Consider the following 12255-nt stretch of genomic DNA (forward strand, 5'->3'; position numbering starts at 1 on the left):
GGTGCCGTGCGACTCAGTCGGAGAAGACCGACCAGCAGATGCTGTCGCGCCGGGCCTGGTCTTCGAGGACCAGACCGCGGATCGGATCGGTGAGCTGGTCTCGCTGCCAGTCCCGCTCGATCCGGCCCGCCTGGGGATTGTCGGGGTGCGCGCTTCGCACGGCTTTGATCGCGTAGGCGGCGGCGCCGAGGTCGTGTTCGGCGACATGTCCGACGCATGCGGCTTGCCCGGCGGCGTAGGCGGCGAATCGGGCCGCGCCGGTCAGTGGGCGGGCGGCACCCATCGCGTGTCCGCCTGCCGCGCGGGCCCGCATCATCGGCATGTCGCCTCGCGCCCACGCTCTGGCGGCGGCGATGGCGTCTCGTGGGCGCGGATCGTCGGGCTGTTCGCGCTCGAAATAGCCGAGAACGTGCTCGGCGCACGCTGCCGCCCACAGCGCGAGCAACTGATGGTCGGTGTCGGTCAGGGAACCCCCTCGACGGATCGTCACCATCCGGGGATCACGGATCTTGGGCAGGATCATCGCCCCTCCGGCAGTCGCATCGGCGGGGTGCGCGGCTGGTCTCGCAGACGATTGTCGAGTTCGTGCACGAGCTGGCTGACCTGGTTCGCTCCGGCGGGTACCCGCGGATAGCGGCGGAGGACGTCCATCAGCAGTGGCGTCGCAACGTCAACAATGCGCTCGATCAGGTCGCCCGCGTATTCCTCGCTGGGGCTCAGCTCGAACGCCCGGATGGTGTGCGCGGACGCCCGCAGGATGTGGTTGACCTGCACGGCATCTGCCAGCGGATGCAGATACGCCGACGCGGCGGCATCGCCCGCGGCCATCGCGGCGTGAAACGCCACGGGCGCCGCCGCCTCTCTTCCAGCCCGGTGAGCGCCAGTTGCCGTCACACGCTGGGCGCGGGAACGGCGGTCTCCATGGACGAACGCAGCGGCGGCGGCGAGTGCGTCGCGGGGTCTGCTGTCCTCGCGGTAACACGCCTCGAACAGCGGCAGTACCTGCTCTGCCGAGCTCACGGCAAAGGCCGTCACCGCCCTGATCTCATCCATGGTCAACACGAAATCCGGAATGCGAGGCTTGCGCCGGAGGGGAGGCTCTGACTGAAGATTCACACCCTCTGATCGTAACTTTGAACATCCGGTTAAACGTTGCAGCCGCATAACCAGCGAATATGACCAAAAACCTTCAAAGTGATACCTCAGCAGCCAACGACCAGCCCGCTGGAAGAGCATCCGCCTTTCCACTCGAGATGATCGTCAACACTCATTCTGGGACGTCCGGCGTGCTGAACTGCAGGCGATATGGAGACGTTCCTTGCCGCGATCGGGCTGGAAGATCGATCGCGAACCGAGCTTGATCAAGTCTCAAGCGCCCCGATAGCGGGTGGTACCCTATATGGCATGGTCAAGACAACCGTGTATCTCCCCGAGGAGCTGGAGGTCCGGCTCGATGCGGAGGCCGCGGCAACGGGGGTGAGCAAGGCGGAACTCATTCGCCGCGGTATTGCGATGCTGCTGGAGGCATCCGACCGGCCACGCAACGACGCGCCTCTCCCCGTCTTCCACAGCGGGCGCGCGCGCAGTGCCGACGAGATGCGTGAAGATCTCTACCAGCAGATCAAGCAGCGATCGGCCCGTCGATGATCATCGTCGCCGACACCTCGGCGCTCTTCGCCGCGTTCGACGCCGACCAAGACGAACACGAACAGACTCTGCGCGTGATGGAACGCGAAACCCTGATCATATCGCCGCTGGTGCTGACCGAGTTGGATCACTTGACACGCCGTGACCTCGGCTTCACCGCTGCGATGAAGATCACCGACGCGCTCTTGGGCCGAGCCATCGACGGCCGCTACCGTCTTGCCGAATTGAAGCATGTAGACCTGGCCACGGCGCAATCGGTCCGAGCCAAATATGAAGGGTTGCAACTCGACCTCGCCGACGCGGTCGGCGTCGCGCTCGCCGACAAATACAAGACCGACTGCATCTTCACCCTCGACCAGCGCGATTTCCGCGCCATCGAACCACTGACACCCGGTTTCCGCTCCTTCCGGATCCTGCCCGCCGACACCTGACAACCTGGGCACCGGCTCACGCTGGACAAGTCCCGCAAATGACCCATAGCGAAGGATGGGACGAGGTTGCTGCCAGGACTGTGAGGCAGCCGCTGCTTGTTCCGCTCGCGATGGGGCTCTCGGCGTAATTCGTCAGCCACCTTAGTTCGCTGTAGCGCTGGCGCTCCCGCGCTGAGGCGCGTGTCGCGTTCAGCGGTCCGGCCCGCGAGTTGCCCTCTCCGACAACTCATCCCGGACAATCGTAGGGCTACTCTCCGAGGTTTTATGTCGCAACAAGAGATCTGGTGAAGCTGTCTTCGCCTTATCGCTCAGGGACCAACACCCGACGGGCCGGGGGTCACTCTTCGCAGAAAATTGCGCTGAGTCACTAGCACTATCTCGCTACAAGGTGGCTCGCGATTCGGATCCGCCTGGCGGGGCAGGTTTCCCGCGGCATCGGTTTCCGCGTCCGTGCCCGGGATCCGGCGCTCGCCCAGACCGGCGCGGCACGTCGACGAGCATCCATGATGTTCAGCTGGCAGGCGATGAGTACTGTCTCGGTATGCGGTTGGCGGTCTTGGTCAGCGTGGCGCTGATGGTAAGTGCGTGTTCGCATTCCACCGAGGGAAAGCCGCAGCCGATGGCGGGTACGGCTTCGTCCCAACCGAGTCCGGCGGCGGCGAGTCAGTTGAACGATCGAATTGCTTGGGTACGGCAGGGATCACCGACCGATCTCGCGCCCTATCACTCCACCGCGCCCGAGGGTGGCCCGGCCACAGATCTGAAGGCCGACATCGCGTTCGTCAGTCCGACCCACAAGATCAGCTGTATCACTGGCACCGAGCTCGGTTTCGACGGATTCGACTGCATGGTAGAGCTGAAGGAACCGATGCCAGCGCCCGGCGAGGGCTACGGCCAGTGGTTCGGCGGATACGTGACGTACTCCGGAGACCGGTTGACGGTGGGCCAATTCCGGGGCGACCCAGGGCTTTTCGTCAACGGTGAGGGCCGGACGTTGCCGTACGACAGCACCATCACCTTCGGCGACTACGCCTGCCGCCTAGCGACGACGGGCCTCACCTGCGTGAACCCCGCCCGGGGCACGGGCGTGCAGCTGAGCAGCGACGGCGTCGTCCCCCTCGGCTGTCTGCGTGAACAGGATGCGGAACGAGAACCAGTCGTCGGCCGCGCCTATAGCTGCTGATCACCCCCGAAAACGCGAACGGCGCCGCTCCCGGAGGAGCGGCGCCGTGAGCGGCGATTCAGCGAATCACTTGATGATCTTCGTGACGCGACCGGCGCCGACGGTGCGGCCACCCTCGCGGATCGCGAAGCGCAGACCCTCGTCCATGGCGACCGGCTGGATCAGCTTGACGGACATCTCGGTGTTGTCACCGGGCATGACCATCTCGGTGCCCTCGGGCAGGGTCACAACGCCCGTCACGTCAGTCGTACGGAAGTAGAACTGCGGACGGTAGTTGTTGAAGAACGGGGTGTGGCGGCCGCCCTCGTCCTTCGACAGGATGTACGCCTGGCCCTCGAACTCGGTGTGCGGGGTGGTGGTGCCCGGCTTCACGACAACCTGGCCGCGCTCCACGTCCTCACGCTTCAGACCACGAACCAGCAGACCGACGTTGTCGCCCGCCTGGCCCTGGTCCAGCAGCTTGCGGAACATCTCGACACCGGTGACGGTGGTCTTGGTGGTCTTCTCGCGGATGCCGACGATCTCGACTTCCTCGTTCACGTTGATCACGCCACGCTCGACACGACCGGTGACCACGGTGCCACGACCGGTGATGGTGAAGACGTCCTCGATCGGCATCAGGAACGGCTTGTCGGTCTCACGAACCGGGTCCGGGATCGACTCGTCGACCGCGGCCATCAGCTCCAGCACCGACTCCGCCCACTTCGGGTCGCCCTCGAGCGCCTTCAGACCGGAGACCCGCACGACCGGCGCGTCCTCGTCGAACTCCTGCGAAGCCAGCAGCTCGCGGACCTCCATCTCGACGAGCTCGAGGATTTCCTCGTCGTCGACCATGTCGGCCTTGTTCAGCGCGACCAGGATGTAGGGCACGCCGACCTGACGAGCGAGCAGCACGTGCTCACGGGTCTGCGGCATCGGGCCGTCGGTGGCGGCGACCACGAGGATGGCACCGTCCATCTGCGCCGCACCGGTGATCATGTTCTTGATGTAGTCGGCGTGACCCGGGGCGTCGACGTGCGCGTAGTGGCGCTTCTCCGTCTGGTACTCGACGTGGGAGATGTTGATCGTGATACCACGAGCCTTCTCCTCGGGCGCCTTGTCGATCTGATCGAACGCGAAGCTCTCGTTCAGATCCGGGTACTTGTCAGCCAGCACCTTGGTGATCGCTGCGGTCAGCGTGGTCTTGCCGTGGTCGACGTGACCGATGGTGCCGATGTTGACGTGCGGCTTCGTCCGCTCGAACTTCGCCTTCGCCACTGTTTTGTCCTCCTGGACTTGTTGGTGCGTGCAATTGCAGCAGTGCGGGGTCATCCCCGCGGACAACGGGGAAAGGGTTTACAAACGCCCGGGAGTCATTACTCGCCGGTCGCCTTGGCGATGATCTCCTTCGACACGTTGGCCGGAACCTCCGCGTACGAGTCGAACACCATGGAGTAGTTCGCCCGGCCCTGGGTCTTCGACCGCAGGTCACCGATGTAACCGAACATCTCCGAGAGCGGAACCAGCGCCTTGACGACACGGGCACCACTGCGTTCCTCCATGGCCTGGATCTGACCACGGCGGGAGTTCAGGTCGCCGATCACGTCGCCCATGTAATCCTCGGGCGTCGTGACCTCGACCGCCATCATCGGCTCGAGGATCACCGGACCGGCCTTGCGGGCCGCTTCCTTGAGCGCTTGCGCGCCCGCGATCTTGAACGCCATTTCCGACGAGTCGACGTCGTGGTAGGCGCCGTCGAGCAGCGTGACCTTCAGGTTCACCAGCGGGTAGCCGGCGAGCACACCGTACTGCATGGCGTCCTGGGCGCCCGCATCCACCGAAGGGATGTACTCCCTCGGCACGCGGCCACCGGTGACCTTGTTCTCGAACTCGTAGTGCGCGCCGTCCTCGCCGACGAACGGCTCCAGCGCGATGATCACCTTCGCGAACTGGCCGGAACCACCGGTCTGCTTCTTGTGCGTGTACTCGAGCTTCTCCACCGGCCTGGTGATCGTCTCGCGGTAGGCCACCTGCGGCTTACCGACGTTCGCCTCGACCTTGAATTCCCGCTTCATGCGGTCGACCAGGATGTCGAGGTGCAGCTCGCCCATACCGCCGATGACGGTCTGGCCGGTCTCGGCGTCCAGCTTGACCGAGAAGGTCGGGTCCTCTTCGGAGAGGCGCTGGATCGCGGTGCCCAGCTTCTCCTGGTCGGACTTGGTCTTCGGCTCGATGGAGACCTCGATGACCGGGTCCGGGAAGGTCATGGACTCGAGCACGATCTGGTTCTGCGGATCGCACAGGGTGTCACCGGTGGTGGTGTCCTTGAGGCCGATGACCGCGTAGATGTGACCGGCCGAGGCCGCGCCGACCGGGTTCTCCTTGTTGGAGTGCATCTGGAACAGCTTGCCCAGACGCTCCTTCTTGCCCTTGGTCGAGTTGATGACCTGGGCGCCGGAGTCGACCTTGCCGGAGTACACGCGGACGTAGGTCAGCTTGCCGAAGAACGGGTGCACCGCGATCTTGAACGCCAGGGCCGCGAACGGCTCGTCGGCGCTCGGCTTGCGGGTGAGCAGTTCCTCTTCCTTGCCGGGCACGTGGCCGGTGGTGGCCTCCACGTCCAGCGGCGAGGGCAGGTAGTCGATGACCGCGTCGAGCATGGGCTGTACGCCCTTGTTCTTGAACGCGGAGCCGCACAGCACCGGGTAGAGCTCGGAGGTCACCGTCAGCTTGCGGATGGCGCCCTTGATCTCCTCGACGGTCAGCTCTTCGCCGCCGAAGAACTTCTCCAGCAGCGCCTCGTCCGACTCGGCGACGGTCTCCAGCAGTTCCTGGCGGTACTGCTCGGCCTGCTCCTTCAGGTCGTCCGGGATCTCGACGACCTCGTACTGCTCACCGAGCTTGGTCTCGCCACGCCAGACCTTGGCGTTGTTCTCGACCAGGTCGACGATGCCCTCGAAGGTGTCCTCCGCGCCGATCGGCAGCTGGATGACCAGCGGCTTCGCGCCGAGGCGGTCCTTGATGGTCTGCACGGTGAAGTAGAAGTCGGCACCGAGCTTGTCCATCTTGTTGACGAAGCAGATCCGCGGCACGTCGTACTTGTCCGCCTGACGCCACACCTGCTCGGACTGCGGCTCGACGCCCTCCTTGCCGTCGAACACCGCGACGGCGCCGTCGAGCACGCGCAGCGACCGCTCCACCTCCACGGTGAAGTCGACGTGCCCGGGGGTGTCGATGATGTTGATCTGGTTGTCTTTCCAGAAGCACGTGGTAGCCGCGGAGGTGATGGTGATACCACGCTCCTGCTCCTGCTCCATCCAGTCCATCGTGGCAGCGCCGTCGTGGACCTCACCGATCTTGTAGGTGATGCCGGTGTAGAAGAGGATGCGTTCGGTTGTGGTCGTCTTGCCCGCATCGATGTGGGCCATGATGCCGATGTTGCGGACCTTGTTCAGGTCGGTGAGCACGTCCTGTGCCACGGAAATCTTCCCCGCTCGTAGCTAGTTGGGATTATCGGGGACGACCCTGTGGTCGCCTCTCTGTCAACGCCGGAAGCGGCCGGTTCGTGCCGCCTCCGGCTGTGCCTCCCGACCCAGACGACGGGCCGGGCAGACGTCACCAGCGGTAGTGCGCGAAGGCCCGGTTGGACTCGGCCATCTTGTGGGTGTCCTCGCGGCGCTTGACCGAGGCGCCGAGGCCGTTGCTGGCGTCGAGCAGTTCGTTGGCCAGGCGCTCGACCATGGTCTTCTCCCGGCGCGCACGCGAGAAGTTGACCAGCCAGCGCAGGGCCAGGGTGTTGGCGCGGCCGGGACGGACCTCGACCGGAACCTGGTAGGTGGCGCCACCGACGCGGCGGGGCTTCACCTCCAGCGACGGCTTGACGTTGTCCAGCGCGCGCTTGAGGGTGACGACCGGGTCGGTGCCGGTCTTCTCACGCGCCTGCTCCAGCGCGCCGTAGACGATGCGCTCTGCGGTGGACTTCTTGCCGTCCAGCAGGATCTTGTTGACCAGCTGAGTGACCAGCGGCGAACCGTAGACCGGGTCGTTGATCAGCGGACGCTTGGGTGCGGGGCCCTTGCGTGGCATATCAGCTCTTCTCCTTCTTGGCGCCGTAGCGGCTGCGGGCCTGCTTGCGGTTCTTCACACCCTGGGTGTCGAGGGAGCCGCGAATGATCTTGTAACGAACACCGGGGAGGTCCTTCACACGACCGCCGCGCACGAGCACCATGGAGTGCTCCTGCAGGTTGTGCCCCTCGCCCGGGATGTAGGCCGTGACCTCGACCGAGCTGGTCAGGCGAACACGCGCGACCTTGCGCAGCGCGGAGTTCGGCTTCTTCGGGGTCGTGGTGTACACGCGGGTGCACACGCCACGACGCTGCGGGCTCCCCTTCAGGGCCGCGGTCTTCGTCTTGGCGACCTTGTCGCGGCGACCCTTGCGGACCAGCTGGTTGATGGTTGGCATAGACCGGCTTTCCTTATTTGTTGACGCGGTGTGTGGACTTCTATGTCTGGTTTTGTTCGCGGCGCTCCCGGGGCCCTTCGTGGAGGCAAGCTTCCACTGCCGGGCCCGTCGTTCACATCGCTGTCATCGAGCTTTCACTCGCACGTCCGGCCACGTTTCTCGCGTCCCGAGGTCGGGCGTGTCGCGCGCGGCGCGGAGCCCTGAATCCGGGCACGCTGGAGTCGTCGGCCGCTCTCGCTGGCCTACGGTCACGCACGAACTTGCCCGCATGCTTCCGGGCACAGCGGTCCACGATACCCGTGGCCGGGACACACGGTCAAAGCGGGTCGGCTCGACGATCGTCTACCTGGCCAGGTTCAGGGTCAATTCCATCAGCTTCTTCGCCGCGTCGCACGGATCGGGGTGCGCCGAGCCGGGGCGGTAGTTGATCCACCAGCCGATCACGCCGTTGTCCGGTGCGCTCGCCGTCACACCGCAGGAATCCGGGTCCTTCGGCCTGCGGATCTGCAACGCCAATGAACTCTGGATGGTGATATTGGTGGTCTCGTAACCGAGTTTGTTGTTCGTCTGCTTCTCGTTGCTGAGCGTCCCGTTCTCGTACCAGTTGAGTGTCGCCATCCCGTTGCCGCCGGGCGCGCCGACGAGATCCCACATGCACACCGCGCCGAAGAACGACTCGCTGACCGTGACGCTCTCGCCGATGGCCTTGCCGATCTGGTCCTCGGACAGGATCTGGCATTCGCGCAGCAACTTGTCCAGCCTGGTGTTTACGGGCTGGCTTCCGCCGACGGGCTGCGGCGAACCGGGCACCACTTGGCCGCACCCGCCCACGATCAACGCCACCGTCACCGCCGCGGCGGCCACCGCGCCGCGCCCGCGCCGAACTCGTCGCACGTTCATCCCCTGCCCCTCACTGCATCCGCTGCAGAGTCAGCTCGGCGAGAGCGCGGCTGCGGTCGCACGGATTGCCGGAGACGGCGCCGAACTGTCCGATGTTCGTCGACCACTCGAAGAAGTCGTCACCGAGCTGCACCGCCAGATCGCAGATCGTTCCATTCGGATCCAAGGCGGCGAATCCGTCGCGCCCGCCGATCTTTATCGGGTCCGGCGCCCGGCCGTTCACGGTCACCCAGGCCCGCTCCCGCTCGATCGGACTACCCCGATACGAAGCGAACGTGATACTGGGAGAACCGATTCCAGCAGATTGCCAGTTGCAGCCGACCGCGTTGCGGAACACCCCCGAGATCCGGCCGAGACCGCCGAGAGTGCGCACCTCGTCATCGGTCACGTGCCCGCACTCCCCGACGAACGGACCCAGCGCAACCACTTTGGGCGCCGGACGCGACGGACCGGAGTCCTCGGAGTCTCCGCCCGAACCGCAACCCGCCAGTGCGAGTACCAAGGCTGTCGCGGTCACGACCGCCGACTTGATCCGCATGGGATGAACTCTACCGATTACCCGCCGGGCGGACGGTCCGACGAACACGGCCGGGCAGCGCGGCGAGCGCCGGCCGGGAGAGCCCACGCCGCGCCGCGCGCCGCCTACAGATTGCCGCGTGCTTGCTGTTCGCGTTCGATCGCCTCGAACAGGGCCTTGAAATTGCCCTTGCCGAAACCGAGGGAGCCGTGGCGTTCGATGAGTTCGAAGAAGACCGTGGGGCGGTCGGTGAGTGGTCTGGTGAAGATCTGCAGCAAGTAGCCGTCCTCGTCGCGGTCGACCAGGATGCCGCGGCGCTGGAGTTCTTCGACCGGGACGCGGACCCGGCCGATGCGGGCGCGCAGTTCGGGATCCTCGTAGTAGGCCGCTGGCGTCTCCAGGAACTCGACGCCCTCTTGGCGCAAGGCGTCGACGCAGGCGAGGATGTCGCCGGTGGCGAGTGCGATGTGCTGGACTCCCGGGCCGCGGTAGAACTCCAGGTACTCATCGATCTGCGAGCGTTTCTTGCCGACGGCGGGCTCGTTGAGCGGGAACTTCACCCGGTGGTTTCCGTTGGCGACCACCTTGCTCATCAGCGCGGAGTACTCGGTGGCGATGTCGTCGCCGACGAACTCGGCCATGTTGGTGAAACCCATGACGCGCCGATAGAACTCGACCCACTCGTCCATCCGGCCGAGTTCCACGTTGCCGACGACGTGGTCGATCGCCTGGAACAACCGAGTCGGCGCCCCGTCGCGGCGCCGGTAGTTGGAGCGGCGCGCGACATAACCGGGCAGGTAGGGCCCGTAGTAGCGGGAACGGTCGACCAGCGTGTGCCTGGTGTCGCCATAGGTGGCCAGCGCGGCCGAGCGAACCGTGCCGAATTCGTCGGTCTCGTCGTGCGGTTCGACGAGGACGGTGGCGCCATGGGTGCGCGCCCACGCCACGCAGCGGTCGACGTCGGGCACTTCGAGCGCGATGTCGACCACGCCGTCGCCGTGCCGATCGTGGTGGGCGACCAGCGGACTGTCCGGGTCGACCGCTCCGGTGATCACGAACCGCGCCGCGCCGCTGCGCAGGACGAAGGCCTTGTGGTCGCGATTGCCGGTCTCCGGACCGGAGTACGCCTCCAACCGCATGCCGAAGGCGGATTCCAGGAAGTGCGCGGTCTGGGTGGCGTTGCCGACCACCCAGACCAGAGCGTCCCATCCGATGACCGGGAACGGGTCGCCGCTGTTGTCGTGGTCGACCAGCCCCACGAGCCTGCGCAGCTCGCCGTCGCTGGGACCCGCGCCGGGCCGGGCTTGCCGCAAGTGCTCGATGGTCATGGTCCAAGGAAATCGCCGGGTCCGCCGGATAGGCAACAGCGACGAATCTCGATAGACAGGGTGGCGAATTCGGCTAGTAAACGGTGCCTGATGCTGGACAATTTGAATAGCAGGCCAGCCGGGCAGCGAGCCCGGCTCGGCGCCGGAACGGAGGCCGTCATGGCGCGCACATCGGCGAAGCTCGACGAACTCGATCTCGCCATCCTCACCGCGATGCACGAGTACCAGAAAGCGGGCATTCTCGAACTGTCCCGCCGGACCAGAGTGGCCAGAGCCACCGTGCAGTCCAGGATCGCGCGCATGGAGGAGTCCGGCGTGATCGCCTCGTACGATCCGCAGATCGACGTCACCGCGGCGGGGTTCGACGTGCAGGCATTCGTCACGCTGGAGATAGCCCAGGGTGCGCTGGACACGGTGGCCTCCGAACTGGACGCCATACCCGGCGTGCTGGAGGCCTACGCCACGACCGGCACCGGCGACGTGCTGTGCCGGATCGGGGCCGACTCGCACGCGGGGTTGCAGGCCGTGCTGCTGAGCATCGACCGGACGTCCTCGGTGGTGCGGTCACACAGCGTCATCGTGCTCTCGACCGTGGTGGCACGCCGGGCGCTGCCCCTGCTGCGCACGCTGACCCCGACCGGGACCACCAAAGCGCCCGCCTACCGACCGGCCCGCGAACCGTAACAGGTCAAGGGCGCAGGTCGGCGTGCACGTCGAGGATTTCCACGCTCCGCTGCTTGTCCCCTTCCAAGAAGCCGAGCAGAGCGTGCGCCTCAGCCTCGACGTCCGCGCGCTCCGCCGCCGTCCACTTCCGGGTAGGACTGATGCGGAGCCGGGCGGCGCTCGCGTCCGTGAAGACCTTGTACAAACCCGCGAGGAAGCCGTCGACCAGCACCGGGGACACCTGAGCGGCGAACGCGCGCAGCGGAGGCGCCGCGCCGTCGGGCACGATCCGGGTCCGGTCCCGGTGCGACAGCACGGCGTTGTCGTACCAACCGAGCAGCCGCACCGGAGCGGGGACGTCCGGATCGGCGAGTTCGCCGTCGGCGACGTCGTAGAGTGTGCGACCGCGCTCGTCGGTGTAGGTGCGGACCCGATCGCCCAGTTCCGCCACGGCCTGCTTCATGCCGAGGAGCTTCGACCAGGTCTGCATGTCCATGGTGCTCGCGGGACCGAAAGCACGCAGGTACCGGAAGAGCAACTCCGCCAACGGATATGCGGGATCGAGCGGCGTGCCCAACCAAGGCTCCACCCGCGACCAGATCGGTCTGCTGTTGTCCTTCCACTTGCCGCGCGGCGGAGTCTGCAACACCGGCAGCTGGTACAGCCAGGTCTGCACCACCGCGCCGGGATCGCGGCCGGGGTACAGCTCGGCGGCGCGGGCGCGCAGGTCGGCCGCGGACATCGGCTCGTCACCGAGCGTCGCTTCGCCGTGCCCGCGCACCTCCTCCGGATCCAGCCCGACCATGGCGCCGTAGTTGAAGCCCTTGCGGAAGGGCACTTTCTCCAGTTCCGGCTGCACGTGCGGCGCGATCCGCACCGCGTCGGGCGGCGTGACCAGGTGAATCGTGCCCCGCATCAAAGTGATCCGGACCAACGACCGGTCCTCGAGCGCGTCGGACACCGTCGCCGGATCGAAGGCCGCGACGCGGCTGAACAAGGCGATGAACGGCGGCAGCGAATCCTGCGCCTGCAAGCCGACGAGATGCTCGCACATCTCGTGCACCGTCAGCGGGGAGCGCTCGAGCAGATGCTGGCGAGCCAGCAGGGTCCGGTTCAGTACCCGGGTGGACAGCTTCATGACGCGA

The 12255-nt window shown here is 66.0% G+C and carries 14 protein-coding genes; 4 read left to right on the plus strand and 10 right to left on the minus strand.

Annotation, left to right across the window (positions count from 1 at the left end; translation table 11 throughout):
* Nucleotides 1-13: 13 nt before the first annotated feature.
* Both NB3_RS29880 and NB3_RS29885 read right to left on the minus strand, forming a co-directional pair.
* Nucleotides 14-523: a putative immunity protein gene (locus tag NB3_RS29880; protein WP_067809951.1), complete on the minus strand. Its 510-nt coding sequence runs from the start codon at nt 521-523 to the stop codon at nt 14-16.
* On the minus strand, nt 520-1053 hold the full coding sequence (locus NB3_RS29885; protein ID WP_067809995.1) for a putative immunity protein: 534 nt from the start codon (nt 1051-1053) through the stop codon (nt 520-522). The genes NB3_RS29880 and NB3_RS29885 overlap by 4 nt, the downstream gene beginning before the upstream one ends.
* A 351-nt stretch (nt 1054-1404) precedes the next feature.
* Between NB3_RS29885 and NB3_RS29890 the strand changes: the two genes are divergently transcribed.
* The 3 genes from NB3_RS29890 (at nt 1405) to NB3_RS29900 (ending at nt 3261) form a co-directional block, all read left to right on the plus strand.
* Nucleotides 1405-1647, plus strand: coding sequence for a ribbon-helix-helix domain-containing protein (locus NB3_RS29890; protein ID WP_067809997.1), 243 nt, complete (start codon nt 1405-1407; stop codon nt 1645-1647).
* Nucleotides 1644-2078 carry a type II toxin-antitoxin system VapC family toxin gene (locus NB3_RS29895; RefSeq protein ID WP_067809953.1) on the plus strand — a complete coding sequence of 145 codons (435 nt, stop codon included), beginning with the start codon at nt 1644-1646 and terminating at the stop codon, nt 2076-2078. Before NB3_RS29890 ends, NB3_RS29895 begins: the two co-directional genes overlap by 4 nt.
* Nucleotides 2079-2619: 541 nt before the next feature.
* Complete coding sequence (locus NB3_RS29900; protein WP_157112088.1) at nt 2620-3261, plus strand: hypothetical protein; 642 nt, start codon at nt 2620-2622, stop codon at nt 3259-3261.
* A 66-nt stretch (nt 3262-3327) separates the two neighbouring features.
* On the opposite strand, the gene tuf is transcribed toward NB3_RS29900, so the two are convergent.
* The 7 genes from tuf to hppD form a co-directional block, all read right to left on the minus strand.
* Nucleotides 3328-4518, minus strand: a complete 1191-nt coding sequence (gene tuf / locus NB3_RS29905; protein WP_067809956.1) for an elongation factor Tu — start codon at nt 4516-4518, stop codon at nt 3328-3330.
* A 98-nt stretch (nt 4519-4616) separates the two neighbouring features.
* On the minus strand, nt 4617-6719 hold the full coding sequence (fusA, locus tag NB3_RS29910; protein ID WP_067809957.1) for an elongation factor G: 2103 nt from the start codon (nt 6717-6719) through the stop codon (nt 4617-4619).
* Nucleotides 6720-6855: 136 nt separating this feature from the next.
* Nucleotides 6856-7326: a 30S ribosomal protein S7 gene (gene rpsG, locus NB3_RS29915; RefSeq protein ID WP_014353063.1), complete on the minus strand. Its 471-nt coding sequence runs from the start codon at nt 7324-7326 to the stop codon at nt 6856-6858.
* Between the two features lies 1 nt (nt 7327).
* The gene (gene rpsL, locus NB3_RS29920) at nt 7328-7702 is read right to left on the minus strand and encodes a 30S ribosomal protein S12 (protein WP_039801925.1); all 375 of its coding nucleotides are present in this window, start codon (nt 7700-7702) and stop codon (nt 7328-7330) included.
* Between the two features lie 342 nt (nt 7703-8044).
* A complete protein-coding gene (locus NB3_RS29925; RefSeq protein WP_067809958.1) occupies nt 8045-8602 on the minus strand; it encodes a DUF3558 domain-containing protein in 558 nt (185 codons plus the stop codon).
* Between the two features lie 10 nt (nt 8603-8612).
* Nucleotides 8613-9140: a DUF3558 domain-containing protein gene (locus tag NB3_RS29930; protein ID WP_067809959.1), complete on the minus strand. Its 528-nt coding sequence runs from the start codon at nt 9138-9140 to the stop codon at nt 8613-8615.
* A 104-nt stretch (nt 9141-9244) separates the two neighbouring features.
* The gene (hppD, locus tag NB3_RS29935) at nt 9245-10447 is read right to left on the minus strand and encodes a 4-hydroxyphenylpyruvate dioxygenase (RefSeq protein WP_067809961.1); all 1203 of its coding nucleotides are present in this window, start codon (nt 10445-10447) and stop codon (nt 9245-9247) included.
* A gap of 159 nt (nt 10448-10606) precedes the next feature.
* Here hppD and NB3_RS29940 point away from each other — a divergent pair, with 159 nt between their 5' ends.
* A complete protein-coding gene (locus tag NB3_RS29940; RefSeq protein WP_067809998.1) occupies nt 10607-11131 on the plus strand; it encodes an Lrp/AsnC family transcriptional regulator in 525 nt (174 codons plus the stop codon).
* A gap of 4 nt (nt 11132-11135) precedes the next feature.
* Here NB3_RS29940 and NB3_RS29945 read toward each other — a convergent pair whose 3' ends face one another.
* Nucleotides 11136-12248, minus strand: a complete 1113-nt coding sequence (locus tag NB3_RS29945; protein WP_067809962.1) for a winged helix DNA-binding domain-containing protein — start codon at nt 12246-12248, stop codon at nt 11136-11138.
* Nucleotides 12249-12255 lie beyond the last annotated feature (7 nt).

This window comes from Nocardia beijingensis NBRC 16342, from assembly GCF_001612785.1.
Classification (GTDB): Bacteria; Actinomycetota; Actinomycetes; order Mycobacteriales; family Mycobacteriaceae; genus Nocardia; species Nocardia beijingensis.

What these genes read in the sequence shown, in the direction of transcription:
- NB3_RS29900 (WP_157112088.1), top strand. Translation starts at nt 2,620, where the DNA reads ATGCGGTTGGCGGTCTTGGTCAGCGTGGCGCTGATGGTAAGTGCGTGT.
- NB3_RS29930 (WP_067809959.1), bottom strand. Translation starts at nt 9,140, where the DNA reads ATGCGGATCAAGTCGGCGGTCGTGACCGCGACAGCCTTGGTACTCGCA.
- rpsL (WP_039801925.1), bottom strand. Translation starts at nt 7,702, where the DNA reads ATGCCAACCATCAACCAGCTGGTCCGCAAGGGTCGCCGCGACAAGGTC.
- NB3_RS29940 (WP_067809998.1), top strand. Translation starts at nt 10,607, where the DNA reads ATGGCGCGCACATCGGCGAAGCTCGACGAACTCGATCTCGCCATCCTC.
- rpsG (WP_014353063.1), bottom strand. Translation starts at nt 7,326, where the DNA reads ATGCCACGCAAGGGCCCCGCACCCAAGCGTCCGCTGATCAACGACCCG.
- NB3_RS29925 (WP_067809958.1), bottom strand. Translation starts at nt 8,602, where the DNA reads ATGAACGTGCGACGAGTTCGGCGCGGGCGCGGCGCGGTGGCCGCCGCG.
- NB3_RS29880 (WP_067809951.1), bottom strand. Translation starts at nt 523, where the DNA reads ATGATCCTGCCCAAGATCCGTGATCCCCGGATGGTGACGATCCGTCGA.
- NB3_RS29945 (WP_067809962.1), bottom strand. Translation starts at nt 12,248, where the DNA reads ATGAAGCTGTCCACCCGGGTACTGAACCGGACCCTGCTGGCTCGCCAG.
- NB3_RS29895 (WP_067809953.1), top strand. Translation starts at nt 1,644, where the DNA reads ATGATCATCGTCGCCGACACCTCGGCGCTCTTCGCCGCGTTCGACGCC.
- NB3_RS29885 (WP_067809995.1), bottom strand. Translation starts at nt 1,053, where the DNA reads ATGGATGAGATCAGGGCGGTGACGGCCTTTGCCGTGAGCTCGGCAGAG.
- hppD (WP_067809961.1), bottom strand. Translation starts at nt 10,447, where the DNA reads ATGACCATCGAGCACTTGCGGCAAGCCCGGCCCGGCGCGGGTCCCAGC.
- NB3_RS29890 (WP_067809997.1), top strand. Translation starts at nt 1,405, where the DNA reads ATGGTCAAGACAACCGTGTATCTCCCCGAGGAGCTGGAGGTCCGGCTC.